26 protein-coding genes are annotated in these 23,633 nt (G+C 70.5%); 11 read left to right on the top strand and 15 right to left on the bottom strand.

The window, feature by feature from the left end; translation table 11 throughout:
* Nucleotides 1–22: 22 nt before the first annotated feature.
* A complete protein-coding gene (locus tag ACLIME_RS12925) occupies nucleotides 23–460 on the top strand; it encodes a hypothetical protein (RefSeq protein WP_079707438.1) in 438 nt (145 codons plus the stop codon).
* Nucleotides 461–511: 51 nt separating this feature from the next.
* Here ACLIME_RS12925 and ACLIME_RS12920 read toward each other — a convergent pair whose 3' ends face one another.
* The 5 genes from ACLIME_RS12920 to ACLIME_RS12900 all read right to left on the bottom strand — a co-directional run bounded on the left by ACLIME_RS12920 (nucleotide 512) and on the right by ACLIME_RS12900 (nucleotide 3,521).
* The gene (locus ACLIME_RS12920; RefSeq protein ID WP_411557167.1) at nucleotides 512–1,216 is read right to left on the bottom strand and encodes an alpha/beta fold hydrolase; all 705 of its coding nucleotides are present in this window, start codon (nucleotides 1,214–1,216) and stop codon (nucleotides 512–514) included.
* 87 nt (nucleotides 1,217–1,303) lie between these two features.
* Nucleotides 1,304–1,963, bottom strand: coding sequence for a heme oxygenase (biliverdin-producing) (locus ACLIME_RS12915; RefSeq protein WP_411557166.1), 660 nt, complete (start codon nucleotides 1,961–1,963; stop codon nucleotides 1,304–1,306).
* Between the two features lie 94 nt (nucleotides 1,964–2,057).
* Nucleotides 2,058–2,672: a hypothetical protein gene (locus ACLIME_RS12910; protein WP_411557165.1), complete on the bottom strand. Its 615-nt coding sequence runs from the start codon at nucleotides 2,670–2,672 to the stop codon at nucleotides 2,058–2,060.
* 1 nt (nucleotide 2,673) lies between these two features.
* On the bottom strand, nucleotides 2,674–3,084 hold the full coding sequence (locus tag ACLIME_RS12905; RefSeq protein WP_274500091.1) for a DUF4383 domain-containing protein: 411 nt from the start codon (nucleotides 3,082–3,084) through the stop codon (nucleotides 2,674–2,676).
* Between the two features lie 128 nt (nucleotides 3,085–3,212).
* Nucleotides 3,213–3,521 carry a DUF2470 domain-containing protein gene (locus ACLIME_RS12900; RefSeq protein ID WP_341864867.1) on the bottom strand — a complete coding sequence of 103 codons (309 nt, stop codon included), beginning with the start codon at nucleotides 3,519–3,521 and terminating at the stop codon, nucleotides 3,213–3,215.
* 146 nt (nucleotides 3,522–3,667) lie between these two features.
* Between ACLIME_RS12900 and ACLIME_RS12895 the strand changes: the two genes are divergently transcribed.
* A complete protein-coding gene (locus tag ACLIME_RS12895) occupies nucleotides 3,668–4,966 on the top strand; it encodes a serine hydrolase domain-containing protein (RefSeq protein ID WP_159876281.1) in 1,299 nt (432 codons plus the stop codon).
* Between the two features lie 107 nt (nucleotides 4,967–5,073).
* Nucleotides 5,074–5,625 carry a DinB family protein gene (locus tag ACLIME_RS12890; protein ID WP_079707431.1) on the top strand — a complete coding sequence of 184 codons (552 nt, stop codon included), beginning with the start codon at nucleotides 5,074–5,076 and terminating at the stop codon, nucleotides 5,623–5,625.
* Nucleotides 5,626–5,651: 26 nt separating this feature from the next.
* Here ACLIME_RS12890 and ACLIME_RS12885 read toward each other — a convergent pair whose 3' ends face one another.
* Entirely contained in the window at nucleotides 5,652–6,215 is a 564-nt protein-coding gene (locus ACLIME_RS12885; protein WP_079707430.1) for a CGNR zinc finger domain-containing protein, read from the bottom strand.
* 90 nt (nucleotides 6,216–6,305) lie between these two features.
* Here ACLIME_RS12885 and ACLIME_RS12880 point away from each other — a divergent pair, with 90 nt between their 5' ends.
* The gene (locus ACLIME_RS12880) at nucleotides 6,306–7,241 is read left to right on the top strand and encodes an EamA family transporter (protein WP_079707429.1); all 936 of its coding nucleotides are present in this window, start codon (nucleotides 6,306–6,308) and stop codon (nucleotides 7,239–7,241) included.
* A gap of 5 nt (nucleotides 7,242–7,246) precedes the next feature.
* On the opposite strand, the gene ACLIME_RS12875 is transcribed toward ACLIME_RS12880, so the two are convergent.
* Nucleotides 7,247–8,410: an FAD-dependent oxidoreductase gene (locus tag ACLIME_RS12875; protein WP_411557164.1), complete on the bottom strand. Its 1,164-nt coding sequence runs from the start codon at nucleotides 8,408–8,410 to the stop codon at nucleotides 7,247–7,249.
* A 63-nt stretch (nucleotides 8,411–8,473) separates the two neighbouring features.
* The gene (locus ACLIME_RS12870) at nucleotides 8,474–9,046 is read right to left on the bottom strand and encodes a hypothetical protein (RefSeq protein ID WP_191942072.1); all 573 of its coding nucleotides are present in this window, start codon (nucleotides 9,044–9,046) and stop codon (nucleotides 8,474–8,476) included.
* A gap of 41 nt (nucleotides 9,047–9,087) precedes the next feature.
* Here ACLIME_RS12870 and ACLIME_RS12865 point away from each other — a divergent pair, with 41 nt between their 5' ends.
* Nucleotides 9,088–9,753, top strand: a complete 666-nt coding sequence (locus tag ACLIME_RS12865) for an SIMPL domain-containing protein (RefSeq protein WP_124767676.1) — start codon at nucleotides 9,088–9,090, stop codon at nucleotides 9,751–9,753.
* Nucleotides 9,754–9,761: 8 nt separating this feature from the next.
* Here the strand turns inward: ACLIME_RS12865 and ACLIME_RS12860 are convergent, their stop codons facing one another.
* Nucleotides 9,762–10,670, bottom strand: coding sequence for an EamA family transporter (locus ACLIME_RS12860; RefSeq protein WP_411557163.1), 909 nt, complete (start codon nucleotides 10,668–10,670; stop codon nucleotides 9,762–9,764).
* A gap of 81 nt (nucleotides 10,671–10,751) precedes the next feature.
* Between ACLIME_RS12860 and ACLIME_RS12855 the strand changes: the two genes are divergently transcribed.
* Nucleotides 10,752–11,633, top strand: coding sequence for a LysR family transcriptional regulator (locus tag ACLIME_RS12855; protein ID WP_079707425.1), 882 nt, complete (start codon nucleotides 10,752–10,754; stop codon nucleotides 11,631–11,633).
* 66 nt (nucleotides 11,634–11,699) lie between these two features.
* On the opposite strand, the gene ACLIME_RS12850 is transcribed toward ACLIME_RS12855, so the two are convergent.
* On the bottom strand, nucleotides 11,700–12,785 hold the full coding sequence (locus ACLIME_RS12850) for a GTP-binding protein (RefSeq protein ID WP_411557162.1): 1,086 nt from the start codon (nucleotides 12,783–12,785) through the stop codon (nucleotides 11,700–11,702).
* A 93-nt stretch (nucleotides 12,786–12,878) separates the two neighbouring features.
* On the opposite strand from ACLIME_RS12850, the gene ykgO reads away from it, so the two are divergent.
* On the top strand, nucleotides 12,879–13,001 hold the full coding sequence (gene ykgO / locus ACLIME_RS12845; protein WP_079707423.1) for a type B 50S ribosomal protein L36: 123 nt from the start codon (nucleotides 12,879–12,881) through the stop codon (nucleotides 12,999–13,001).
* Nucleotides 13,002–13,004: 3 nt separating this feature from the next.
* Here ykgO and ACLIME_RS12840 read toward each other — a convergent pair whose 3' ends face one another.
* Nucleotides 13,005–13,424, bottom strand: a complete 420-nt coding sequence (locus tag ACLIME_RS12840; RefSeq protein WP_064294781.1) for a hypothetical protein — start codon at nucleotides 13,422–13,424, stop codon at nucleotides 13,005–13,007.
* A 242-nt stretch (nucleotides 13,425–13,666) separates the two neighbouring features.
* Between ACLIME_RS12840 and ACLIME_RS12835 the strand changes: the two genes are divergently transcribed.
* Complete coding sequence (locus ACLIME_RS12835) at nucleotides 13,667–14,734, top strand: LacI family DNA-binding transcriptional regulator (RefSeq protein WP_411557161.1); 1,068 nt, start codon at nucleotides 13,667–13,669, stop codon at nucleotides 14,732–14,734.
* 493 nt (nucleotides 14,735–15,227) lie between these two features.
* Here ACLIME_RS12835 and ACLIME_RS12830 read toward each other — a convergent pair whose 3' ends face one another.
* The gene (locus ACLIME_RS12830) at nucleotides 15,228–16,745 is read right to left on the bottom strand and encodes a DUF222 domain-containing protein (RefSeq protein WP_411557160.1); all 1,518 of its coding nucleotides are present in this window, start codon (nucleotides 16,743–16,745) and stop codon (nucleotides 15,228–15,230) included.
* A gap of 433 nt (nucleotides 16,746–17,178) precedes the next feature.
* Between ACLIME_RS12830 and ACLIME_RS12825 the strand changes: the two genes are divergently transcribed.
* From ACLIME_RS12825 to ACLIME_RS12815, 3 genes are all read left to right on the top strand, one after another.
* Nucleotides 17,179–17,514, top strand: coding sequence for a nuclear transport factor 2 family protein (locus ACLIME_RS12825; protein ID WP_411557159.1), 336 nt, complete (start codon nucleotides 17,179–17,181; stop codon nucleotides 17,512–17,514).
* A gap of 134 nt (nucleotides 17,515–17,648) precedes the next feature.
* A complete protein-coding gene (locus tag ACLIME_RS12820) occupies nucleotides 17,649–18,251 on the top strand; it encodes a hypothetical protein (RefSeq protein WP_411557158.1) in 603 nt (200 codons plus the stop codon).
* Nucleotides 18,252–18,393: 142 nt separating this feature from the next.
* Nucleotides 18,394–19,044: a GntR family transcriptional regulator gene (locus tag ACLIME_RS12815; protein ID WP_274500104.1), complete on the top strand. Its 651-nt coding sequence runs from the start codon at nucleotides 18,394–18,396 to the stop codon at nucleotides 19,042–19,044.
* A 120-nt stretch (nucleotides 19,045–19,164) separates the two neighbouring features.
* On the opposite strand, the gene ACLIME_RS12810 is transcribed toward ACLIME_RS12815, so the two are convergent.
* The 3 genes from ACLIME_RS12810 to ACLIME_RS12800 all read right to left on the bottom strand — a co-directional run bounded on the left by ACLIME_RS12810 (nucleotide 19,165) and on the right by ACLIME_RS12800 (nucleotide 23,603).
* The gene (locus ACLIME_RS12810) at nucleotides 19,165–20,412 is read right to left on the bottom strand and encodes an APC family permease (RefSeq protein WP_411557157.1); all 1,248 of its coding nucleotides are present in this window, start codon (nucleotides 20,410–20,412) and stop codon (nucleotides 19,165–19,167) included.
* 43 nt (nucleotides 20,413–20,455) lie between these two features.
* Nucleotides 20,456–22,456: an ABC1 kinase family protein gene (locus ACLIME_RS12805; protein WP_411557156.1), complete on the bottom strand. Its 2,001-nt coding sequence runs from the start codon at nucleotides 22,454–22,456 to the stop codon at nucleotides 20,456–20,458.
* 160 nt (nucleotides 22,457–22,616) lie between these two features.
* On the bottom strand, nucleotides 22,617–23,603 hold the full coding sequence (locus ACLIME_RS12800) for a hypothetical protein (protein ID WP_411557155.1): 987 nt from the start codon (nucleotides 23,601–23,603) through the stop codon (nucleotides 22,617–22,619).
* Between the last annotated feature and the right edge of the window lie 30 nt (nucleotides 23,604–23,633).

The following is a 23,633-nucleotide window of genomic DNA, read 5'->3' as shown; positions in this document are numbered from 1 at the left end:
GGTGACCCTACGATTGTCGGTTATGACGCATCCCATGCAGCAGGGCTGGCCGCAGCCCGGTCCGATCACCGCCTGGCGCACGCTCGAGCTGAACGCCAGCAAGCCGCCGTTCGCCGGATACTGGGGGTTCATCCCACTCGTCGTGCGCATCGACGGCTTCGAGCACCGCCCGACCTGGGGACCGTCGCAGTTCACGGTTCCGGCCGACCGGCCCGTGCAGGTCTCGTGCTCGATGGCGTGGCTGTGGGAGTTCGGCCGTGCCGACTACCTGCTGCAGCCCGGCGAGGCGCCGACGCTCGACTACATCGCGCCGGCGCAGCAGTGGGTCTCAGGCTCGCTCGCTCCGAGAGGTCAGGCGGTCATCAAGGGACGCGGCGCGCAGATCGCGGTGTACGCCGTGCTGGCAGTGGTCTTCATCGCGATACTCGGCATCCTGCCGCTCGCGTACCTCATGACCTGAGCGCCCGTCGACGCTTCGCGCTGACCAGTCTGGTCGTGGGTTGAGCAGAGGTCAGGTGCGGTCGACGGCCCGGAGCAGGATCGCGCCGAGCTCGGCCGGCTTCGTGAACTGCGGCCAGTGGCCCGTCGGGAGGTCGACGAACTCGACGTCCTGCAGCCGCGCCAGTTCCGCGACGTACGGGTGGCCCTGTTCCATCAGGCCGCGCAGCATCTCCGAGGAGAACTCGCACGCGACCACGGTCGCCGGCACGGACAGGCGGCGGTCGTCCTCGGAGAGCTGCTGTCGGTCGACGGCGACGCCCTTCGGTTGCGGGACGGCTCTGGCGCGGAACTGTTCACGGAGCTCGTCGTCCAGGTCGACGAGGTCCTCCGCGTCGAACACCGTCCAGTCGGGCAGTGGGATATCGGAACCCGACGAGGGGAGTTCCTCGTTGATGCACGCGCCGTCGGCGAGCGGACCCGAGTCGACGTACACGGCGCGGACGACGCGGTCAGGGCGGGCGTCGATCGCGGCGGAGATGATGGCGCCGCCGCCGGAATGCCCGACGAGCACGACGGGCTCGGTGCCGGAGTCGATCTCGGCGACCACGGCGTCGACGTGGTCGCGGAGGCCGATGCCGGCGCGGTCGGCAGTGACGCTCTCGAGGCCGGGGAGGGTGAGCGGTCGGACCCGATGGCCTGCCGCTTCGAGCGGGGGTGTGACCGCACTCCACGAGGATGCGTCGAGCCAGAAGCCGGGTACGAGGATGACGTCCATGCCCGAGATGCTACGCCGCGCGAGCGACACGCGGGAGGGGCGTTTCGCCGACCGCGCGGCACCCGGCCGAAAGCTGAGACGGACGGATCAGGCGACGTCGGTCGCTGCGGCCTTCGCGGTCGCGAGGTCGCGGAAGAGGTCGGTGTTGAAGCGGTACGCCACCATGACCTCGTCGATCACGCGGGCCTGCTCCTCGTCGTCCCACGGGACGGCGTCGAGCTGCTCGCGGTAGGTGTCCTTGAACTCGCGCGGCTTCGCGATGTCGCCGAAGAGGTAGAAGCCGACGCCGTTGGTGTCGAAGCCGAACTGACGCTGCATGAGCGTGCGGATGATCTGCCCACCCGAGAGGTCGCCGAGGTACCGGGTGTAGTGGTGCGCCACGAAGCCGCCGGGCCAGACGGCGCCGACCTCGTTGATCCGTGCCACGTACCGGGCAGTGGTGGGGAGTGGGGTGATCTGTTCGCGCCAGTCCGGACCGATGAGGAACTCGAGGTCCTGCACGATGGCGGGGAGCCGCGTCAGCTTGTCGCTGATGAACGGAGCGGCGACGGCATCGGCGCGCATGCGGTCGGCTGCGGCCTCGAGGGCCTCGTAGATGAAGAAGTGCTGCGCGACGAGGGCGATGTAGTCCTCCTTCGAACCCTTCCCGGTCATGAGGTCGCTCATGAAGTCCGCCCCCTCGCTGGAGGAGTGGCCGGAGGATGTGCGCTCGCGCAGGGCCTGGGAGAAGGGGATCACAGTGCTCATGTCGGACTCCGCGTCGGCTGGTTCGGTAAGGGTTGCCTAAGTGTAACGGGCCGGGATCGTGAACGGGAGGGTGGATCTGTCGCTGTGGAGGGAATCAGTGGCTGCTGTGCAGGGAACCGTGCGGGACCGCGAACGCACCGGCGTTGGTCTGGGCCAGTGCCGGTGTGGTGATCGCCGCCACGACCGCTGCCCCGGCGAGCAGGGTGAGCACGTACCGTCCGGTGCTCGGCTCGCGACGTGGCCGACGGCTCGCTCGCGTCACCAGGGCGTCGAGCTCGAGTTCGTCCGGCGCCGTCGACGCGAGGGTGACCCGCCGGAGTCGCCGTGCGAGCACCCCGGCGACGATGAGCAGCAGGACCGTGGACGAGAGGGTCGGCAGGAACGGCGGCACGGTCGTGACACCGAGGGAGGCGAGTCCGTACAGCGCCACCCAGATGACGACCGTGCCCACCGTGCCGGCGAAGGACGCTCGGAGGCCCGGCACCCGGTCGCGGACGAGGACCACGACGGACCACAGCAGTGCGGCGGCGCCCAGGGTGACGAGCGGGATCGCACCCACGGGGGAGGACCCGGCGCCGGTCGCGATCAGCACGAGGCCGACACCGAGTGCGCACATCGCGAGCAGGCTGTTCGAGATCGACGTCGTCCCGGAGCGGACCGCGGTGTCGCCGCCCGCCCAGGCGTCCTCACGTTCGACGGAGGCCGACATGTCAGGCCGTCGCCACCCGGTGCGTGCGCTTGTCCGCAGCCAGTCCGGCACCGAGCAGCACCACGGCGCTCGCGAGGTGGAGGAAGTGGTCGGCCGTGTTGAGCGCGAGGATGTTGAGCGCGGAGCCCACGATGAAGAATCCGACGACACCGAGCAGGAGGTAGAAACCACCGATCACCGTGTTGACGGTCTTGGCCGCGACGACGTTCGAGAGCCCGGCGATGAGCAGTGCCGCGCCGATGAGGACGTGCGCGATGTTGTGCAGCGGGTTGACCTCGAAGACCCCGAGCAGGAGACCGCCCTCGGTGGTGAGGAACGGCAGGCCGCCCGCGACGATCCCGCCGAGGAGTCCGACGACCACGTAGACCGCGCCGAAGACGGCGGCGAGGAGCCGGTTGGGTGAATGACGCATGGGAATGCCTCCTGATCCTTCGTGCCGCGAGTCGTCTCGGGGCGTTGAGGAGTTCGGAGGTGCGGGCGTCGACGGTTTGGTCACCTGAGGCGGTCATCCGCGGTCGACGGCCGATGGGCGGCCGTCGCTCAGTCGTGCGGGCGTGGCTCCACGCCCAGACGGGCGCACGCCGCGTCGTAGAGGGCGACGACCTCGCGTCGGATCTCGCCGCGCTCGGTGATGGTGCCGGCGGGCCAGGGCACCCGCCCACCCGCGGCGGTGCCGTCGACCGTCCAGGTCCACTCGCCACCCGTCCCGTCCAGCGCGATCATGGTGGCGGCTTCGGCTGCCGGTTCCAGGAAGGCGCGCACGATGAGCACGTTGTCGTCGGGGTGGTCGCCGTTCATGTGTGCCAGGACGGCGTCGACGGTGGTCTGGGGGAAGGCGTTCGAGGTCACCTCTCCAGGGAACACCATCGACGGGCCCCGCACCAGGTCCGCCGCCCGAGTGACCGGCACGCGGCGTGCGACCGCAGCTCTCAGCCGCGCCCGGTTACAATCGGGAACAGTCTGCAGCTCCGCAGGCCGCTCATCAGGGGGATGACTTGACTGCAACAGCTCCGAGGCGCCGGCGTCTCGCCGCACTCCTTACCGCGGCGACCCTCGCGACGGTGCTCGTCGGCTGCTCGGGCCCCTCGGTGTCCGACACCGACTTCCCCGACCAGGTCAGCGGCACGCTCGCGAGCGACACGACCGACGCCATCACGGCGGCGGTCGAGGCCGCTGTCGCCCAGTCCGGATCCTCCGGCGCCATCGTCGGCGTCTGGGCGCCGTGGGCCGGGAGCTTCACGGCCGGCGTCGGCACGACCGAGCCGGGTGGCAAGACCAAGATGGACCCGTCCATGGTCTACCGCATCGGCGACACCACGCGCCCGATGACCTGCACCGTGCTCCTCGAGCTCGTCGACGAGGGCAAGATCAAGCTCACCGACCAGGTTCACAAGACGCTCCCGCAGGTTCAGGGCATCGAGGGCATCACCTACCAGCAGCTGTGCCAGGGCACGTCGGGGCTCGGTACCTACACGCCCGCGCTCAACACCCAGTTCACCACCAACCCGACCCGCAACTGGTCGATGGCCGAGATCCTCGCGAACGGCCTCGCGAGCGGGACCCGGACGGCTCCGGGGGCACTCTTCGGTTCGAGCGACACCGGGTACATCCTGCTCGGCATGGCGCTCGAGGAGCTGACCGGCCAGTCCTGGCAGTCCCTGTACGACCACTACGTCTTCTCGCCGCTCGGCATGTCGAAGTCCAGCTTCCCCGACGCCTCCACCGTCGCACTTCCAGGCGCGCACCCCAAGGGGTACCTGACGCCGCGCATCGCGGACGGCACCTACCAGTGCGACGCGCCGACCGACGAGACCGAGCTGTCGCCCTCGATGGTGTGGACCGCCGGTGGCGTCGTCTCCTCGGTCGACGATCTGCGGAAGTTCACCCAATCATTCGCGTCCGGCTCGCTGCTGAACGACAGCACCTTCAAGAAGCAGTGGAAGGACCCCGTCTCGCTGGGCGAGGCTGAGCCGACCTGGAAGAGCTTCGGTGTGGGCGGGTTGCAGGTCGGTCCCCTCCGGGGGCAGGCCGGCGCGATCCCCGGCTCGCTCTCGGCGGCCTTCTCCGACCCGACCTCCGGACTGACGGTCGTCGTCATGCTCAACAACTCGACGCTCGGTGCGGGCTTCGCGCAGACGCTCGCGATGCAGCTCGCCTCGATCGGTGCGAAGGCGGCACCGGCGAGCGGCCAGAAGGCCCCCGAGATCGCACTCCCGTGGTCCGGGCAGCAGATGGCGGAGCAGCTCGCCGCCTCGGCGATGGTGTGCGCCCCGCCGGTCGCCCCCGCCGGGTAGCGGAGGCATCGGCACGGTGCCGCCAGCGGGTGAGCGTGGCGGCGGATCGCGGCACGATGACGCTTTCGCGAGGGTCGCTGGGGCGTGCCGCTTCCTAGAGTGAACCCATGACGACGAACACGCCCGACGACGACACCATCGTCCCGGACACGAAGAACTGGACCTGGGTCCTCGAGCGCGCCTGTCCCGAGTGCGGGATGGACACGTCGCGGTTCGGGTTCCGGGACCTCCCCGGGTTGATCCTGGAGAACGCCGCCGCGTGGCCGGCGGTGCTGGAGCGTGCCGACGTCCGGGAGCGGCCCGACCCGCAGACCTGGTCGCCGCTCGAGTATGCGGCCCACGTGCGGGACGTGTTCCGCATCTTCGACGTCCGGCTGCGGCTCGTCCTCGACGAAGACGATCCCGCGTTCGAGAACTGGGACCAGGACGCGACGGCTCTCGAGGAGCGCTACGGCGAGCAGGACCCGAACCGGGTGTCGGCGGAGCTGGTCGAGGCCGCGACGGTGCTTGCCGCAGCGTTCGAGCGGGTACCGGACGAGGCGCTCACGCGGACGGGTCGACGGAGCGACGGCGCGCGCTTCACGACCGAGACCCTCGGCCGCTACTTCATCCACGACCCGGTGCACCATCTCTGGGATGTGACGAGCGCGCGGTCGTGAGCGTCGTGTGGGCCTGCTGACGGCCGCTACTGCGCCCGTGCGCGGAACGCGATCGTGTTGACCCGGTTGCTGCAGCGGACGGAGCAATAGCGTTTCGAACCGTTGCGGGACAGATCGACGAGCAAGCCGTCGCAATCGTCGGCGCCGCAGAGCCGCAGGCGGTCCCAGGCGTCGGACCGGACGACGTCGACGAGTGCCATGGCGATCTCGGTCTGGACGCGGTCGACGAGCGGTGCGTCGAACTCGGTGGCGTGGAGGTGCCAGTCGAAGCCGTCGTGGCGGCGCAGCTGGGGGAGCGCGGCGGACTCCCGGAGCATCGCGTTGATCTCGGTGACGGCGCGGTCGCGGGTGTCCGGGGCGTCCGCGTCGGAGGCCCAGAGTGCGTGGATCCGTTCCCGGAGCCTGGCCACCGCGGCCCGCTCGGGCTCATCGCCGTCGACCCGACCCGAGTACCGACTGACCCGCAGGAGCTCGACGAGTTGTGGCGGTGTCGCGAGCTCGTCGAGTCCGCTCCGGGACGCCGATGCGCGGGTGTTCACGAGCAGCGCGGCGAAGAGCAGCGCATCCTCGGTGTCAGGGGCAAAATGCAAGTTGACTCCTTACTCTCTCCGAGAGTAGCTTCATCTCAGCCGGGCGTCCACCTCTTCTGCCGGCCCCACTCGCGGCAGCTGGAGACACCCATGAAGCACACGTCCTCGACCACGGTCGGTCTGCTCGTCGCGGTACTCGCCGCGGTCGCGTTCGGCACCTCCGGAGCGTTCATCAAACCGGTGCTCGCATCGGGGTGGAGCCCCGCTGCCGCGGTCACCGTCCGTGCCCTGATCGGTGGCCTGGTACTCGCCCCGTTCGCCCTCATCGCGCTCCGCGGTCGCTGGGACGCGGTCTGGCGTGGACGCTGGCGACTGCTCGGCATGGGCCTCATCGGGGTGGCGGCGACGCAGCTCGTCTACTTCGCGGCGCTGCAGACCATCGCCGTCGGGACCGCGATCCTCGTCGAGTACATGGCACCGCTGCTGCTCGTCGCCGTCGCATGGGTGCTGACCCGACGTCGTCCTGCGACGGTCGTGCTCGTCGGCTCCGTCGTGTCGCTCGTCGGGCTCGTGCTCGTCGTCGCTCCGAGCGGTGGCTCGACGCTCGACCCGGTCGGCCTGCTGTTCGCCATCCTCGCGATGGTGGGCTGCGCCGCGTACTACGTCATCTCGGCGCGGCCGGCGAAGGGGCTGCCTCCGGTGGCGTTCGCCGCCATCGGTCTGCTCATCGGGGCGCTCAGTCTGTGGCTCGCGGGGCTCGTCGGCGTGCCGTTCACGACCTCCGACGCCGACGTCACGGTGCTCGGCACCGACGTCGTGTGGTGGGTGCCGCTCCTGTTCGTCGGGGTGGTGTCGACGGCCGTCGCCTATGCGGCGAGCATCACCGCGAGTCAGATGCTCGGCTCCCGACTGGCCTCCTTCGCGGGCCTCCTCGAGGTGGTCGCGGCGACCGGGTTCGCCTGGATCCTCCTGGGGGAGCAGCTGTCGCTCGCGCAGCTCCTCGGTGGAGTCTGCATCCTGCTCGGGATCGGCTTCGTGCGCTCCGAGCGGGCTCCCGCCGTGCCGATCCCCGTCGCGGTGCAGTGACGGGGTCAGCGGTGTGGGACCGGGACGGCGGCGTCGAGGTCGGCGAGGATCGCCATGACCGCCGCCCGCCCGGCCCGGTTCGCGCCGACTGTCGACGCTGAGGGGCCGTACCCGATGAGGTGCACCCGCGGCTCGTCGGCCGCCCTGGTGCCGTCGATCCGGATACCGCCCCCGGGCAGTCGGATGCCGAGCGGTGCGAGGTGGTCGAGCGCCGCTCGGAACCCGGTGGCCCAGAGGATGGCGTCGACCGGGAGGAACGAGCCGTCGGCGAGGACGACCCCGTGCTCCTCGATGCGGCGGAACATCGGCTGACGCACCAGGACACCGCGCGCCTCGGCCGCTCGCGCCCACGGCGTCCAGTGCATCCCCGTCACGGAGATCACGCTGCCCGGTGGGAGGCCTTGGCGCACGCGTTCCTCGACACGCTTGATCGCCTCCACCCGGGCGGCGGTGTCGAAGTCGTCCTCCACCCACTCCGGTTCGCGTCGTGTCATCCACACCGTCTCCGCCACCCGCGAGATCTCCTCGAGCAGCTGGATGGCCGAGATGCCGGCACCGACGACGACGACGCGTCGGCCGCGGAACTCGTCAGCGGAGACGTAGTCGGCCACGTGCAGCTGGCGTCCGGCGAAGCGTTCCCGTCCCGGGTACGCGGGCCAGAACGGTTTCGTCCAGGTGCCCGTCGCGTTCACGACCGCCCGCGCCCGGAACACGGCGGCGGGGGAGTCGGCGCCCGAGGAGTCAGCGCCTGAGGAGTCGGCGCTCGCCGCGGTCTCGACGAGGAGCCGACCGTGCGGGTCGTCGCCCTCGCGGCGGACGGCGCGGACCTGCACCGGGCGGCGGACTGCGAGGGCGAAACGCTCTTCGAACGCCGCGAAGTACGGCGGGATGACGTCGACACTCGGCGAGGCGGGATCGAGCTCGGGCTTCGGCATGCCGGGCAGGTCGTAGATCCCGTTGACGGTCGACATGGTGAGCGACCGCCATCGGTGCTGCCAGGCGCCGCCCGGGGCGTCGTTCGCGTCGAGGACGACGAAGGTGCGTGCTGCGGTCGCGGCTTCGGTGGTGCCCAGCGGGACGAATCCGCGGCGATGCAGGTGGTACGCGGCCGACAGTCCGGCTTGACCCGCGCCGATCACGACGACGTCGACGGTCTCCGGAGTGCTCACGTGCTCTGCAACGTCGTCGACCGCTCCGGCATTTCCGACGGCGTCCGAGCTCGTGTCCGCGATTCAGCCGTGAGCCAGGACCTGCACGCCGATGACGAGGACACCCAGGAGCACGAGGGCCGCGAGCGCGATGAGCTGTTGCCAGACGGACAGCCGGGCGCGCCGGACGGCGACCCACCCGCTGAGCCCGAGGGTGACGAGGTAGACGATCGCGGACACGCGGAGGGAGGTCTCGACTTCCATGACGTCGAACACGGCGAGCACGAGCAGGATGGTGGGGGTCGCGACGGTGAGCAGCGAGCCCCACGCGATCCGGAGCATGGAGTGCCATCCGCGCTCGTCGGGGAACGCACCGTGGGCGGCGAGGTGCGCGATCATCTCGGCGACCAGGCCGGCGAGGGTGATGCCGACCACGCCGATGACGAGCGAGAAGAGCGCATCCGGCGCGTCGTGGTGCTCCACGTTCGCCGCCAGCACGAGGACGATCGCGAGGCCGGTGAAGGTCGCGTAGACGCGCTCCTTGAGGTACTTCGCGACCGTCTCGACGTCGCCGGGCGGCAGCCCGCGTCCCGCCGGACCGTGTGCGTCCCGCTGCCGTCCACGTCGTCGATCCGCCCAGGTTCCGCCGTCCGTCATGGTCCAGAGCGTAGCCGCCGTCGCGGGATAGAGTGCCGGGTATGAGCGAAACGATCATCACCGTCGAGGGCCGCTTCGACTACCACCACCCGGCTGAGCGTGGGACCGTCCTCATCTCGGCGGGGTTCCAGGGGCCGGAACGTGAGCCCGTCGTCTCCCGGACCACCGCGCTGCACCGGGCGCTCAGCCAGACGGCGGAGCAGTTCCGCGCGCAGTCGGCCGTGACCTGGTGGTCGGCCGACCGGCTGCGGGTGTGGAGTGAGCGGCCGTGGAACAAGGACGGGAAGCAGTTGCCGCTCGTGCACCATGCGTCGGTCGCGCTCGAGGTGAAGTTCGCCGACCTCCAGGCGCTGGCCCGCTGGGCCGAGGAGATCGCGGTCCAGGACGGCGTCACGGTGACGGGTGTCACGTGGGCGCTCACCGAGGCGACGAAGCACCGCATCACGGCCGAGGCCCAGCACAACGCCGTCCGCGACGCCGTGGACCGCGCGACCGCCTACGCGCGGAGCCTCGGGCTGGGCACCGTGCGGCCTGTTGCGCTGGCCGATCCCGGCATGCTGGGTGACGAGACCCGCACCTCGGGGACCCAGACCGCGGCGCCGATGATGCGCGGGGCCGCCGCACCCGCGGGCGACACCGGCCTCGACCTGAAGCCGGAGGACATCACCGTGTCCTCCCGGGTGCACGCCCGCTTCGCCGCTTCCTGACCTGACGATCAGCTCGGCGCGATGCTCGGCTGCACCTCGGGTGCGCGACCGCGCCGAGCTGAGAGCACGGCACCGATTCCGGCACCGACCACGCAGGCGATGCCGAGCCACTGCGGTGTCGTGAGCTCCTGCCCGAGCACGAGGAGTCCGGCGATCGCGGCGATGGCCGGCGCGGACGCGAGCAGGATCGAGAACGTCGCGGCGCTGAGGCGTCTGAGGGCGACGAACTCCAGCGCGTACGGCACGGCCGACGAGAGCGCGGCGACACCCAGCCCGAGCAGGAGGATGACGGGATCGAACAGGGCGGTGCCGGCGGTCGTCGCGGCGAGGGGGATGGTCACGAGGGCGCCGATGGCGGCGGCGATCGCCAGACCGTTCAAACCGGGGAACTCCGTCCCCGTCCGCGCCGACAGCAGGATGTAGCCGATCCAGAGGGCGCCGGCGGCGAGCGCGAGGATGACGCCGAGCGGATCGAGCGCAGCCGTCGGTCCGCTGTGGAGGAGCACCCCGCCGAGGAGGAGGACGCCGACGAGGGCGACGCCCGCCCAGAGTGCACTCGTCCATCGACGACCCGCGATGACGCTGAGCGCCAGCGGGCCGAGGATCTCGAGGGTCACCGCCGGGCCGAGCGGGATGCGGTCCAGTGCCAGGTAGAAGCAGACGTTCATCGCGGCGAGGACGAGCCCGAAGCCGACCGCCGATCCCCAGGCGCTCCTCGGGTGTCCGCGAAGGGCCGGGCGGGCGACGGCCAGCAGGATGAGCGCGGCGAACACGAGCCGCAGCGTCACCATGCCGATCGGACCGACCTGCGGGAACAGCGTGACCGCGATCGACGCGCCGAGCTCCTGGCAGACGAGTCCGGCCAGGACGAGGAGGGCGCCGGTCGCCGCCTGGCTCGGTCGCGGTCTGCGGATCACTGCACCACGCTAGCGCGCCCGGTCGCCGAGCTTGTCGAGGTGCCGCCCCAGCCGGGCTCGCCGGTGCGGCATCATGAGGGCATGAGGATCGACGAACTCGCGTACCTTCGGGCGCTCGCCGAAGACGGTCACGTCCCGTACGCCGCTGAGGCGCTCGGTATCTCCCAGTCGACGCTCACGCGGGCGATCGGTCGGCTCGAGGCGGACGCCGGGGTCGAGTTGTTCGATCGCCACCGCAGCCGGCTCGAACTCAACCGCTACGGCGAGATCCTCCTCGTGCACGCGCTCCGGGCGCAGACCGAGCTCGACAACGCGCAGTCGCGGATCGACGAGCTCCGCGACCCGTCGGCCGGACTCGTGTCCATCGCCTACGTCTCGTCCCTCGGTGGCTGGCTCATTCCGCGCATCGTGAGCGAGTACCGCCAGCTGCTGCCGGACATCCGGTTCGTCCTCGACGGCGGGAAGGCCGACAGCGTGCTGGACGCGCTCCGCTCCGGCTCGGCCGACGTCGCCTTCCTCAGCCCGGAACCGCGGGATCCGGACATCGAGTGGCGTCCGCTCACCTCCGAGCGGCTCGCGCTCGGCGTGCCGGTCGGGCATGCGCTCGCCGATCGGACGTCGTTGGCTGCGTCCGACCTCGAGCAGACGGAGTTCCTCGCGATGACGACGGACTCGGGGCTCCGGCAGATCGCGGACGCGTACTTCGCGAGGCACGGCGTCGTGCCCCGGGTGACGATGGAGGTGTCCGAGCTGTCGACGCTCCGTGGTCTCGTACGCGCCGGGGTCGGGATCGCTGTCCTCCCCGATTCCACGAGCATGGAGGGCGTCGTGCTCGTCCCGCTCGACGACGAGGCGGTCCGGGTGATCGGTGTCGCCACCAGCCGTGCCCGGGCGGTGTCGCCGGCTGTCGAACAGTTCGTGCGGTTTGTCCGCGAGGAATGGGTGAGCGCGCGGATCCACTGAGTCGCCCAAACCTGCACGACATCGACCGGGATCCGAACCGTTTCGGGCAGTTGGCGGGCCGGCCGCTCAGTGCTCGTGGGTGGTGCTCCATGGCGTGAAGGCGTCCGGGTAGTGCGCCCACGCCGCCGGCCCGGCAAGGAGTTCCTCATCCGTCAGGGTGCAGGCGTGCAGGGCAGCGGAGATGGCGACCTCGTCGAGGTCGATCCCGGTGACGACGAGCTCCTGACCGAGCGGTGCGCCGGGGTCGTTCGTCTCGAACGACGTGGGTTCCAGATCGATCATCGAGCCGACGTGTTGGAGGACGCCGACGCGGGAGGCGCGCGTCGCGAGGACGAGGAACCCCGCCGTACGGATGACCTGGCCGAACCGCCCCGCCTCGATCGGTCCGTCGAAGCACGCGAGGAGTCGTTCCGGGTGCATCGGTCGGGGGCTGTCGAACCGCAGGGTGGTCACGCGCTCGTGATCCACCCACGGCCGGTGCTCGCCGTTCAGCATCGCGATCCACCCGGGGGACGTGCTGAAGCGGTCCAGTTCGAACGGGGAGTCGCGGTAGCGCGCGAGCGGCTCACGGTTGCTCGCGGTCGCCGGAGTGCCGGGCGTGACGCGCGGTCGGGCTGCGACCGGTTCGACCATCCGCGTCAGCGCCGTCGGGTTCAGGTGGCTGAGGAGCGCGAGGAGCATCGCGAGCCGCTCGTGAGTGACGCCACGTCGGCCGGCGACGGCGATGGTGTCCGCGTACTCGAGCTGCTCCACGGTGATCATCGACCGCGCGGTGTACGCCGTATCGCCGTCCTCGTCGTGGGTGACGTACTCGTCGTCCTGGAGGTCGTGCAGGAGATGGGCTGCGTCGACGACGGTCACGACGGCGTCCAGGACGGCCGTGTCGCGGTGCCCGAGGACGGCGGAGACCGCGTCGACCGGGCGGACCGTGCTCCCGCAATCGAGGACGAGGTGCCGGGGAGCGAGCGGGTGTCGCGCGACGGCGTCGATCGCGTCGTCGATGTCAGCGTGGGCACTCTCGGCGTCGTCCTGCCGCTCGATCGTGACGAGCGCCGCGGACCTTCCTGCGATCTGTCGGGCCACGGTGCGACGCTCCGGCGGGCAGGTGCCGAGGACGAGCGTCACGGTCAGCGGGATGCGAGGCGTGGTCACGGCGGGTTCTCCTGGTCGATGGGTGCTACAGTGCGTTCTGTTGAGAATCGTTCTCAACAAGGTAGCACGCATCGTGATCACCAGGAGGTCGCCATGAAGGTCCGCGCATCACTCAAGTCGCTCAAGGACAAGCCGGGGTCGCAGATCGTCCGCCGCCGTGGCCGGGTGTTCGTCATCAACAAGCAGAACCCGCGGTGGAAGGGTCGCCAGGGCTGAGCGTCAGCCGCGCACCACGTTCACGACGATCGTGACGACACCCAGTGCGGCGATCACGTACGCCCAGAAGCGGACGGGGATGAAGAAGAGTGTGGAGCTCGGGCGACTGTAGAGCTGCTCGCCGGTCTGCGGGTGGCGCACGGGGACGGCCTCCTGCTTCACGGTGATGCCGTGCTCGTTGACGTACGGCTGCGCGAGCTGCTGCCACACGACGACCGGCCGCGGTGCATCAAGCTTCGCCAGCGCGAACTTCCCGAAGGCCCAGCACGCGACGGCGCCGAGCAGGAATCCGATGCCGACGAACACCCCGGACTGCGCCGATCCGCCGTCGGGCGAGACGATCGCCTTGATGAGGAAGCCGGCGCCGACGGAGAGCCCGAAGATCAGGAAGACGACGATGCCCCAACGGGTCCAGATGATCATGTGTGCTCCTCTTCGGGTGTCGGTCGCGACGCGCAGCTGATCACGCGGCACCCGCGCGACCGTCGGCTCGTCCATCACGGTACCGAGGTCGGCTGTCCACCCGCGATGGGGAGCGGTGCCCATCGCGGCGGACCTGACGAACCGCTGGAGGTGCGCTGAGAGCGCGAACACGCCGCGCATCGACGGATACGCTGCTCTCAGCGAGACGTGCGGACGTCGCCAGGTGGGAGCCGGTGGGGCTGGTGGGTAACGACGACGAGAAGACACGGGTCGCGACGATCTTCGATGTGGCGCGTCTGGCCGGAGTCTCACACCAGACCGTCTCGCGGGTGCTCAACGATCTGCCGAACGTGCGCCCCGCGACGCGGCAACGGGTCGAGCAGGCGATCGCCCAACTGCGGTACACGCCCTCGCAGGCCGCACGGTCACTCGTCACCCGCCGTTCACGCACGATCGGTCTGATCACGACCGGTGGGCCGGACTACGGGCCGTCGAGCACGGCGCTCGGCTTCAACGAGGCTGCACGGGATGCCCGGTATGCCGTGAGCATGGCGAGCATGCTGGAGTCGGATCCGGCGTCGCTGCGGCAGGCCGTCGAGTTGCTGCTGCGGCAGAACGTCGAGGCGATCGTGCTCATCGCGGCGCATCGTGGGGCGCTCGACGCGGTGCGCGGGATCGAGCTCGGGGTGCCGCTCGTCGCGGTCGAGTCGAGTCGTCGGGACGGGTTCCACCGTGTCTCCATCGACCAGTACCAGGGGGCGCGGATCCTCGTCGACCACCTCGTCGGGTTGGGGCATCGCCGTATCGCGCATCTCGCGGGGCCGGCGGATTCGGTGGACGCGTTGGAGCGGGTGCGGGGGTGGCGTGACGCGCTGTCCGAGCACGGGCTCGTCGCCCGGGAGCCGTTGGTGGGCGACTGGACGCCGGCGAGCGGGTTCCGGCTCGGGCGGGAGCTCGTGGCGGGCCTCGGAGTCGGAGACGATGACGACGGGCGAGCCGGTGAACGGGTCGGTGGGCTGTTCACGGCCGTGTTCGCGGCGAACGACCATATGGCGCTCGGGGTGATCCACGCGTTGTCGGAGCGGGGCCTGCGGGTGCCGGGTGGTGTGAGCGTCGTCGGGTTCGATGACATCCCGGAGGCTGAGCACTTCGCGCCGCCGCTGACGACGATGCGGCAGGACTTCCCGGCGCTCGGGCGGACGATCATGTCGACGCTGCTCGAGGTGCTGAGCGATGCGGACTCCGTCGGCGTGGTGCGTTCGGTGCCGCAGCTCGTCGTGCGGGAGTCGACGGCGGCTCCGAGCGCCTGAGCTGGGCTCGATCCCGTTCCTCGGCCCGGCGCCCCGCACCCGAGGCAGCAGCCACGGTCCCCGAGCCGGAGTTCCCAGCCCCCGAGCAGGTGTCCCCGGTCCCTGAGTCGGTGTCCTCGGTCCCTGAGCTTGTCGAAGGGCGGGTGGCTCCTCGCGTGCCCTTCGACAGGCTCAGGGACCGGGATGGCTGGGTTGTCGAATACAGCGCCGGTCGCAGAAGTCGGCTAGGCGCGATGGTGTTCCGTCTCGGTCGCGGAGCTTGTCGAAGGGCGGTTCGCGTCTCGGTCCCTGAGCTTGTCGAAGGGCAGGTATGACGGTTCGTCGTGGGCCCTTCGAGAGGCTCAGGGACCGGGGTGGGTGGGTTGTCGAGTACGGCGTCGATTGCTGAGGTTGGCTAGGCGCGATGGTGTTCCGGTCTCGGTCCCTGAGCTTGTCGAAGGGTGGTTCTCGTGTCGGTCGCTGAGCTTGTCGACGGGCAGGCGGGTGCCTTGGTTCAGGCGGCGAGGTGGAGGCGTCCGCCTCGGATGGGGGTTTGGTGGCGGTCGATGTGGCTGGGTGGGATGAACCAGGGGATGCCGTTTTGGACGGTGATGGTCCAGTGGTCGTCGTGGATGCGGTGGTGGTGGAAGGGGCAGAGGAGGATGCCGTTGTCGAGGTTGGTGGGGCCGCCTTGGGACCACCATCGGATGTGGTGGGCTTCGGTGAAGGATGGTGGGTGGGTGCAGCCGGTCCAGGCGCAGCCGCCGTCGCGTTCGGCGAGGGCGAGTTTTTGTCCGCGGGTGAACAGTCGGGTGCTGGTGCCGAGGTCGAGGACTTGGGATGGTCCGTTGAGGATCATGGGGATGAGGTTGGCGTCGGCGGCGAGGCGGCGGAGGGCGCCGGGGCCGATGGGTTCGTCGATGCCGTCGATGGTGGCAGCACCGAGGCCGGTTTCGAGGGTGTCGTGGTCGGTGCGGATGATGACGGTGACGGGGGTGAGTTCGGTGGCGGCGCGACTGCAGCCGGCCAGGTGTCGGAAGGTCTCGGTGAGGGCGATGGCGCGTCGCCGGTCGGTGGGGATGACCGACGGCCCGTCGGGCATGGGGTGACCGGATCCGTCGGGTTGGTGGGCGGGGTCGGCCGTGTCGGGGTGGTTGAAGTGGGGTTTGCGGTGGGTGGCGGCGATGAGGGCGTCGAGGCCGGCGCGGATGAAGGCGGCGCTTTCTGGGGCGAGTTCGGCGCGGAGGAGGGTCATGCCGGTGGGGAGTTCGTGGATGGTGCAGCGTTCTGCTCGGCGGAGGAGTTCGTCGCGGGGTTCGCGGCCGTCTTGGTCGAGGCGGGTGCGGACGAGTTTCGCGATGCGGGTGACGTCCTGCAGGGGCGCGTGCGCGGCGTGCTCGATGGCGATGCCCGACGCCGCCTGGAGTTCGACCCTGGTGCAGATGCGGCCGGCGTTGCGGAGCTCGCGGACGATGACCGCGGCTCCGTCGACGCTGAGGGGTGCCGACGGGCTGCCGAGGGCAGCCGACGCGTCACCATCCGTGGTGGCCGACGAGGATGACCCGCTGGGTCCGTCGGCCTGGGCGGTTGTGGCGTCGGAACCGGGTGCCGGTTCGAGGGCGGCGGCGACCGCGGGGAACGGGCATTCCTCCAGCTCGCCGAGCAAACCGCGGGGCTGCGTGATGGCAGCTCCGACCTCCGCGATCGCCGCGCCGCGGGCGCGTGCCACCCGCCACCGCTCGGACACCATGACGCCCGGGTTCGCGTAACCCGCGGCGCGCACGAGCGTGCCGTCGCGGCGGGAAGGCGACGGGCGCAGGGCGATCGCGCCGGTGACGCGGGCGGCGAGGACCTCGACCGCGTGCTGCACGGCACCGAGTTCGTCGAGGACCCGGAGGACCGCCTCGTCGTTCATGTTCTCGAGCTGCTCCGCGACACCGGAGCCGGGACGGATCGCATCGAGCGCGCCCTGCCACACGGCATCGAATCCGGCCGCGGTGGCGGCGAGTGGGTTCGGTGCGGTGCTGGTCATGGGTCCATCCAAACACGGACCACTGACATTGGAGCGGGCACTGAATCCTGCCCTGATCTGCGAGTTTATCCGACACTTGATGTTCGCTCCGGGTGCCCTTCGACAGGCTCAGGGACCGGCCGTGACGCGGTCGCCGAGCCGGTCGAGGTGCGGAGGGGGAGGTTGTTCGTGGGCCCTTCGACAAGCTCAGGGACCAGCGGTGACGCGGTCGCGGAGTCTGTCGAGGTGCGGTGGGGGAGGTTGCTCGTGGGCCCTGCGACAGGCTCAGGGAACGAGTCTCCGCGGTTGTCGAAGCGCGTTGTGGGAGGTTCAAGCCGGCCCCGCGACCGGCGCAGGGACTGAAACGTCGGCAGCCGGTCCCTGGGCTTGGCGAAGGGCCCCACGCGGACACCTTCCCCGACCGCTGCGCCAGGCCCGCGCGTAGGATCACCGCATGCGTTCATCGGCGATCGACACGGTTCTGGCGTTCATGCGTGCGTTCCGCGAGCAGGATCGGGCTGCCGCCGAGGCGCTCATGCACGCGGACTTCGTCTTCACGAGCCCACAGGACGACCACCTCGATCGCGCTGCCTGGCTCGAACGCTGCTTCCCGAGCGCCGACCACTTCGACACCCCGGGGGTGACGCTCCAGATCGTCGAGACCGACGGCATCGTCCTCCACCGCTACGAGTACGTCGTGCACGGGAAGAGGCACCGCAATATGGAGGCGACTCGCGTCGTCGACGGCACTGTCCGGGAGGTCGAGGTCTACTTCGGCGGCGCCGTCTGAGCGGCTGCAGCGCGAGCGCCCGTCGCCGGTTCTCCGAGAAGGCCGCCCGGCACATTTCTGGAGCCCGACCGCGTCACCCGCGACCGGCCACCCGGCGACGAATCGCACCAGGGCGCGTCTGGCAGAATTGAGTCATGCGCATCAGTTCTCGTCGAACAACCCTGGCCGCTGCTCTCACGGTCGCTGCCATCGCCCTCACCGGTTGCTCCACCGGCTCCTCGTCGGACGCGGATCGATCCTCCGCCTCGCCGACGCCGTCGGTGTCGCAGCCGCCGAGCATGCCGCTCCAGGAGCAGACGCTCACCGATGACGTCGACGGTACGAAGGTGACCGCCCTCGCGATGGTCGATGACTTCCCCGCGCCTGCAGGCACCACCGACGGCCTGCGTCCGATGCTCGTGCAGGTCCGACTCGAAGCCGGCGACGAGTACGGCGGCAGCGTCTTCCCGTACCGGGTCTCCGTCACCACCCGCGCCGTCAACCTCGACTACGTGACGCTCGGCCTCGGAACGCCCGAAGAGCTGAAGGCCCCGATGGCGTCCGCCGGCTACTCGCTCCTCCAGGCGACACCGGCCGGTGAGACGGCGACCGGCTGGATCGGCGCCTGGGTGCGCACCGATGAGACCGAGTTCGACCTCGTCTACGACCGCCCCGAGGGCAAGGTCATCGGCGGCAGTAAGAGCGGCGAGGTCGTGCCGCCGAGCCGCGACATCGTCCCGCTGATCCCTCAGGACTAGCCGCCTGCGGGAGGGCGTCCCGGCGATGTCCGCGCGGAGACCCCGCCCGTCAGGTGTCGTCGAATCTCCCGTCAACCCCGGGTGGATCCGCTGATATTCGGTACGCTGATGGCATAGCATTCGCCGACGAAGGAGATCCCGCATGCCCGTGCCCTCAGCCAACCCGCCCGTCGAGCGTCGTTCACTCCGCGAGGTCGCCGTCGAGCGCATCCGCACGGCCATCTTCGACGGCACCCTCGAGCCCGGCGAGCACCTCAACGACGGCGAACTGCAGTCCTGGCTCGGGATCTCCCGCACGCCGATCCGCGAGGCCCTCAACGACCTCGCCCGCGTCGGCCTCATCGAGATGGCCGCGCAGCGGTACACCCGCGTCGCCCTGCCCGACCCGGCGCAGCGCACCGAGGTCATGCAGACGCTGGGCGCGATGCTCGGCGGTGTCGTCCGCGTCACCGTCCCCGGCCTCGGCGCGACGCAGAAGAAGGCGCTCGTCCGCTCGATCAACCAGGTGATCGTGGTCGTCGAGCAGCGCGACATCGCCGAGCACGGGCGACTCAGCTGGGAGCTCTTCGACGCGTTCATCGCCGCCTGCCCGAACGCCACGCTCGTCGCGGCGACCAAGGACATCATCGACGGCCTCACCTACCGGTCCTCTGCGACGCGCACCGAGGAGAACACCGACTGGACTGCCAAGGAGCAGGGCTACCCGGCGCTCCGCGAGGCTGTCGAGGCCGGCGACGCGATCGCCGCCGAGCTGGCTGTCGAGAACATCTTCCGCCTCTCCGCGCAGCTGTAGCCGGTCGACCCTTCGACACGCGGATCCTGAGCTGGTCGAAGGGCAGGGTGCGGGTCTCGGTCACCGAGCCGCCCTTCGACAGGCTCACGGACCGGGTTCGGTCACCGAGTCGAACCCCGGTCACTGAGCCTGTCGAAGTGCCACGGCCCGCCCGGCGAACCCGACGAGGACGACGACGCTGCCCACGAGCACCGACGTCGGCGGCAGCGTGAACATGAGCACGATGCAACCGATGGCGCCGAACACGCTCACCGCCCGCGGGTACCGTCGGTGCTCGCGCGTCTGGCGGTACGCCGCGACGTTGGCGACCACGTAGTAGAGCAGGACGCCGAACGAGGAGAACCCGATCGCGCTCCGGAGGTCGACGAGCAGGACGAGGACGATGACGACCGCTCCGACGAGCAGTTCCGCGCGGTAGGGGGTCGCGAAGCGCGGGTGCACCGCGTCGAGGGCGCGCGGCAGGTCGCCGGTCCTCGCCATCGCGAAGGCGGTCCGGCCGATGCCCGCGAACACCGCGAGCAGTGCTCCGAGACAAGCCGCCGCCGCACCGAGTCGCACCAGCGTCGCAGCCCACGGCCACCCGTTCGTCTCCACCACCGCGGCCAACGGTCGCGCACTGGACGCGAGGCCGTCCGCGCCGAGCGTGAGCAGCGACACGACCGCGACGGCCGCGTAGACGACCACGGCGACGGCGAAGGCGATCCCGATTGCGCGCGGGATCGTCTTGGCCGGATCGCGGACCTCCTCGCCGAGGGTCGCGATCCGCGCGTACCCGGCGAAGGCGAAGAACAGCAGCCCCGCCGACTGCAGCACGGCGAGCGGGCTGGCGTCGAACCCGAGCGACGCGACCCCGGTCGAACCGGCCTCCGGCCCGACGACGCCTGAACCGACGACCACGGCGAGCACCAGGAGGACGGCCACCACGATCACCCGGGTCGCGGTCGCGGTGCGGGTGACCCCGAGACAGTTGGTCAGGACCACCGCGGCGACCGCGACCGCGGCGACCGGACGACTCCACTCGGCCGGTGCCGCATACGCGGCGAAGGCGACCGCCATGGCTGCCGCGCTCGCGGTCTTGCCCGCCACGAAGCTCCATCCGGCGGCGAAGCCCCACCACGGCCCGATGAGTTCGCGGCCGTAGAGGTAGGTGCCGCCGGCCGAGGGGAGTTGCGCGGCGAGTTGCGCGGAGGACATCGCGTTGCAGCAGGCGACGACCGCGGCGATCACGAGCCCGATGAGGAGTCCCGCGCCGGCGACCTGCGCCGCCGGCTGGAACACCGCGAAGACCCCGGCGCCCATCATCGAGCCCAGGCCGATGAACACCGCGGCGCTCGTGCCCAGGCGTCGCTGCAGTCGGGGGTCGCTCACCCGATCACGGTAGCGCCGTCAGGTGAACAGTGGGGTGCTCCGGTCACCGACCCCTGCGGACGACGGTCTGCCGCAGGACGCGCAGCAGCCCCAGGAAGCCGAGGAACCCGATGAACGCCGCGATGAGATCGAACACCCGTAGGCCGCCGGGGAGGACCGGGCCGGCACCGGTGACGACGAGGACCACGGCGATCACCAGGGCGGCGATCGAGATCAGGGTTCCGACGATCTCAGCGGTCACGCCCTCCACGAGCCCCTTCGCCGGTTCGTCGGCGAAGCCCTTCAGCGTCACGCCGACCGTCCCGTCCTCGAGTCCGGACAGCAGCGAGTCGAGTCGACGCGGGAGGTTGCGGGCCAACGCGGCGGTGACGGCGGCCTGCGCCTGCAGGGTGACCGCCGTCTGCCGGATGGACTGCGAGCGGCGGAGGAGCCGCGGGACCATCGGCAGGGCCTGTTCGAACATGTCGAACTCGGGGTCGAGCGCTTTGAGGCACCCTTCGAGGGTCGCGAAACTGCGGAACGCGGCGGCGAGGTCGCCGGGGAGCGCGATGTGGTGCTGCCGGATGACGTCGAGGAGTCGGCTGAAGATCGAGCCGTCGCCACCGGGGCGGTGGCGCTCGGTCGTGATGACGATGCCCACGTCGTGGCGGAGGGCGTCGAGGTCGGCGTCCTCAGGCAGGTCGACGATGAGCAGGAGGGCGTCGGTCGCCGCGATGTCGTCCTCGCTGACGGTCGCGAGCATGACCGCGGTGAGTCGCTGCCGCTGGCTGCGCTCGATGACGCCGACGGCCCCGAAGTCGATCAGCCCGAGCGATCCGTCCTCGCGGAGGATGACGTTGCCCGGGTGGAGGTCGGCGTGGAAGACGCCGTGCACGAGGATCTGTTCGAGCACGACCTCCATGAGGCCGGTCGCGAGGGTCTCGCGTTCCTCCTTCGGGATGGTCGCGATGCGGTCCCGTGCTCGGCTGAGCGGCAACCCGTCGACGAGGTCCATGGTGAGCAGGCGGGCGCCGGAGGCCGCCGGGTAGACGCGTGGCACCGTGATCCGGACGCCCTCGTCGCGCTCCTCGCGACGCTTCAAGGTGCTGCGGATCATCTCCACGTTGCGGGCTTCGATCCGGTAGTCGAGCTCCTCGAGCAGCGTCGAGGTGAAGGCCCGCGCGACGGAGGCGAGGCGGAGGTCCTGCCCGAACTTGGTGTGCGTCTCAGCGCGCTCGGCGAGGCGGACGACGATGTCGGCGTCGGCCTCGACCTGCACCCGGGCGGCCGGTCGCTGGACCTTCACGACCACGGGGGTACCGTCGAGCAGCTCGGCGGTGTGCACCTGCGCGACGGACGCGGCCGCGAGCGGTTCGGAGTCGATCGACGCGAACACGGTGTCGATGGGAGCACCGAGTTCCGTCTCGATGACGACCTGGACCTCGTGCCAGGGCAGCGTGGTCGCTTCGGACTGCAGCGACGCGAGGGCGCTGAGGTACGGCTCGGGCACCAGGTCGCGTCTCGTCGAGAGCACCTGTCCGAGCTTGACGAAGGTGACGCCGGAATCGTTGATCGTGGCGATGATCGCGTTGGCGCGCTGCTCACTCGTGGTGAGTTCGAGCTGGACGCGGGATCGGCCGTGCACGAGCCAGCCCGCGCCGTGCCGTGACGCGATGGTGAGGATCTGCAGGTATCGCCTCGTCCGTCGCCGTCGTTTGATCGCGGAGCGGACGACGTCGATCGGGTTCATCAGGGGCCGGGTCGGGATGATGACCTCGATGGCGACGAGGACACCGAGGCCGAGCGCGAAGATCCAACCGATCGCGAGCAGCGCCACGGCGATCGCTGCGAAGGCCGCTCGAGCATCTCCGGCCTCACCAGGCTGGACCAGGCCGGTCTGTTGCAGCAGCCAGTTCACGAACGGTGGGCCGGTGACGAACACGACGAGCCCGACGAGGATGCTGCGCGGCCATCCGACCGGGGCGTCGAGCACCCGCCGCGCGGCGAATCCGAGGAGCAGTGCCGACACGACCGCCAGGACGATGGTGAGTGCGTCAGTCAGCATCCGGCATCCCCTCGTGGGTCGAGCGGTCGTCTCGCCCCGCCCGCCAGCGTATCCGGCCCGGCTGAGCGAGCGCGAGCGCTGATGCGCTCGGCGAGAGTGCGCAAAACGCTCTCAAACGCGGCCTGAGCGGACATCTTCTGCACTCTCGGTGGGTGGGCCGTCACCCGAGGGCGTCGCGTTGTCGGATGAGTTCCCGCAGTTGCTCGTCACGGCGGTCGGCGTCCGCCCTGACCATCGCGCGGAGTGATGCGTCGTAGACCGATGCCGCCTGATCCGTCGTGGTCCCGAGCACTGCCGCGATGCGCTCCAGCGCCTCGTCGTCCGACGCAGCGCTCCCGACCACCTCGGCGATGGCGGGCCAGGACCGTCGGGCACCGATTCGCAGCTGTTCCGCTTCGATCTGTCGATCGAAGGCTCGGCGCTCGCCCGCGGGGTCGGCCCGGTGGCGGTTCTGCTTGGCTACCTGACGCGCGACCAGCTCAGCGGTCAGCTCGACCCGGAGCGGCTCGGCGAGACGAAGCCCGAGTTCGACGACCACGACGTGGAGGTCGTAGGAGCCGGGCTCCAGTGAGGTGGGGTCGGACTGCAGCTGGAGTTGCACCGGGACTCGGGCGTACTCCCCGGGGTCGAGCGGGACGGCACGATCCGCTGCGGAACTGACCCAGCCGAAGGAGAACTCGGTTCCGCCTGGCGCGGTAAGCGCCCCGACGGCACGGAATCCCTCGTTCTCGGGCGTCCATCTGGTGGTGCCCGCGTTGACGATGTCGATCGCCAGCTCGCTCGGATCGTGCTGCTCCTCCACGAACGACGGCCAGCGGAGCACCAAGCCCTGTCGGCGCTCGGCCCGGCTCGGGCGCACGACCAACGTGTCCGGGTGCACGCGCACCACCGGAGGCTGCTCTCCCGGATGCAGCTGTGCCACGCGCCAGGTCCGGTGGTCCGCGTCGACCGGCGAACCGAGGTACACCGCACCGCTTTCCAGCCGGCGGAGCACCCGCCAACCAGCCGACGGTGACCCGGCGGTGGTCTCGTCGACGCCACAGGCCAGTTCGTCCGCCAGCTCCGAGAGTGTCGTGCCGTCGCCGGTGAGTGCGTCCCGGTCGACCTCGAGGTCCCCGATCCGCGGTGCGTCGTCCATGGAAGCCATGCCCGATGGTCTCACGCGACCGGCGTCGTC

The sequence above is a fragment of the Plantibacter sp. MPB07 genome, from assembly GCF_046619465.1.
Taxonomy (GTDB): domain Bacteria; phylum Actinomycetota; class Actinomycetes; order Actinomycetales; family Microbacteriaceae; genus Plantibacter; species Plantibacter auratus.
The sequence above is the reverse complement of the archived record's forward strand: the minus strand, read 5'-3'. Positions and strand labels throughout refer to the sequence as shown.

Bases quoted from the DNA above. Each gene is read 5' to 3' on its own strand.
- ACLIME_RS12925 (WP_079707438.1), top strand. From the start codon at position 23: ATGACGCATCCCATGCAGCAGGGCTGGCCGCAGCCCGGTCCGATCACC.
- ACLIME_RS12920 (WP_411557167.1), bottom strand. From the start codon at position 1,216: ATGGACGTCATCCTCGTACCCGGCTTCTGGCTCGACGCATCCTCGTGG.
- ACLIME_RS12915 (WP_411557166.1), bottom strand. From the start codon at position 1,963: ATGAGCACTGTGATCCCCTTCTCCCAGGCCCTGCGCGAGCGCACATCC.
- ACLIME_RS12910 (WP_411557165.1), bottom strand. From the start codon at position 2,672: ATGTCGGCCTCCGTCGAACGTGAGGACGCCTGGGCGGGCGGCGACACC.
- ACLIME_RS12905 (WP_274500091.1), bottom strand. From the start codon at position 3,084: ATGCGTCATTCACCCAACCGGCTCCTCGCCGCCGTCTTCGGCGCGGTC.
- ACLIME_RS12890 (WP_079707431.1), top strand. From the start codon at position 5,074: ATGACGACGAACACGCCCGACGACGACACCATCGTCCCGGACACGAAG.
- ACLIME_RS12880 (WP_079707429.1), top strand. From the start codon at position 6,306: ATGAAGCACACGTCCTCGACCACGGTCGGTCTGCTCGTCGCGGTACTC.
- ACLIME_RS12870 (WP_191942072.1), bottom strand. From the start codon at position 9,046: ATGACGGACGGCGGAACCTGGGCGGATCGACGACGTGGACGGCAGCGG.
- ACLIME_RS12865 (WP_124767676.1), top strand. From the start codon at position 9,088: ATGAGCGAAACGATCATCACCGTCGAGGGCCGCTTCGACTACCACCAC.
- ACLIME_RS12855 (WP_079707425.1), top strand. From the start codon at position 10,752: ATGAGGATCGACGAACTCGCGTACCTTCGGGCGCTCGCCGAAGACGGT.
- ykgO (WP_079707423.1), top strand. From the start codon at position 12,879: ATGAAGGTCCGCGCATCACTCAAGTCGCTCAAGGACAAGCCGGGGTCG.
- ACLIME_RS12840 (WP_064294781.1), bottom strand. From the start codon at position 13,424: ATGATCATCTGGACCCGTTGGGGCATCGTCGTCTTCCTGATCTTCGGG.
- ACLIME_RS12830 (WP_411557160.1), bottom strand. From the start codon at position 16,745: ATGACCAGCACCGCACCGAACCCACTCGCCGCCACCGCGGCCGGATTC.
- ACLIME_RS12825 (WP_411557159.1), top strand. From the start codon at position 17,179: ATGCGTTCATCGGCGATCGACACGGTTCTGGCGTTCATGCGTGCGTTC.
- ACLIME_RS12820 (WP_411557158.1), top strand. From the start codon at position 17,649: ATGCGCATCAGTTCTCGTCGAACAACCCTGGCCGCTGCTCTCACGGTC.
- ACLIME_RS12815 (WP_274500104.1), top strand. From the start codon at position 18,394: ATGCCCGTGCCCTCAGCCAACCCGCCCGTCGAGCGTCGTTCACTCCGC.
- ACLIME_RS12805 (WP_411557156.1), bottom strand. From the start codon at position 22,456: ATGCTGACTGACGCACTCACCATCGTCCTGGCGGTCGTGTCGGCACTG.
- ACLIME_RS12800 (WP_411557155.1), bottom strand. From the start codon at position 23,603: ATGGCTTCCATGGACGACGCACCGCGGATCGGGGACCTCGAGGTCGAC.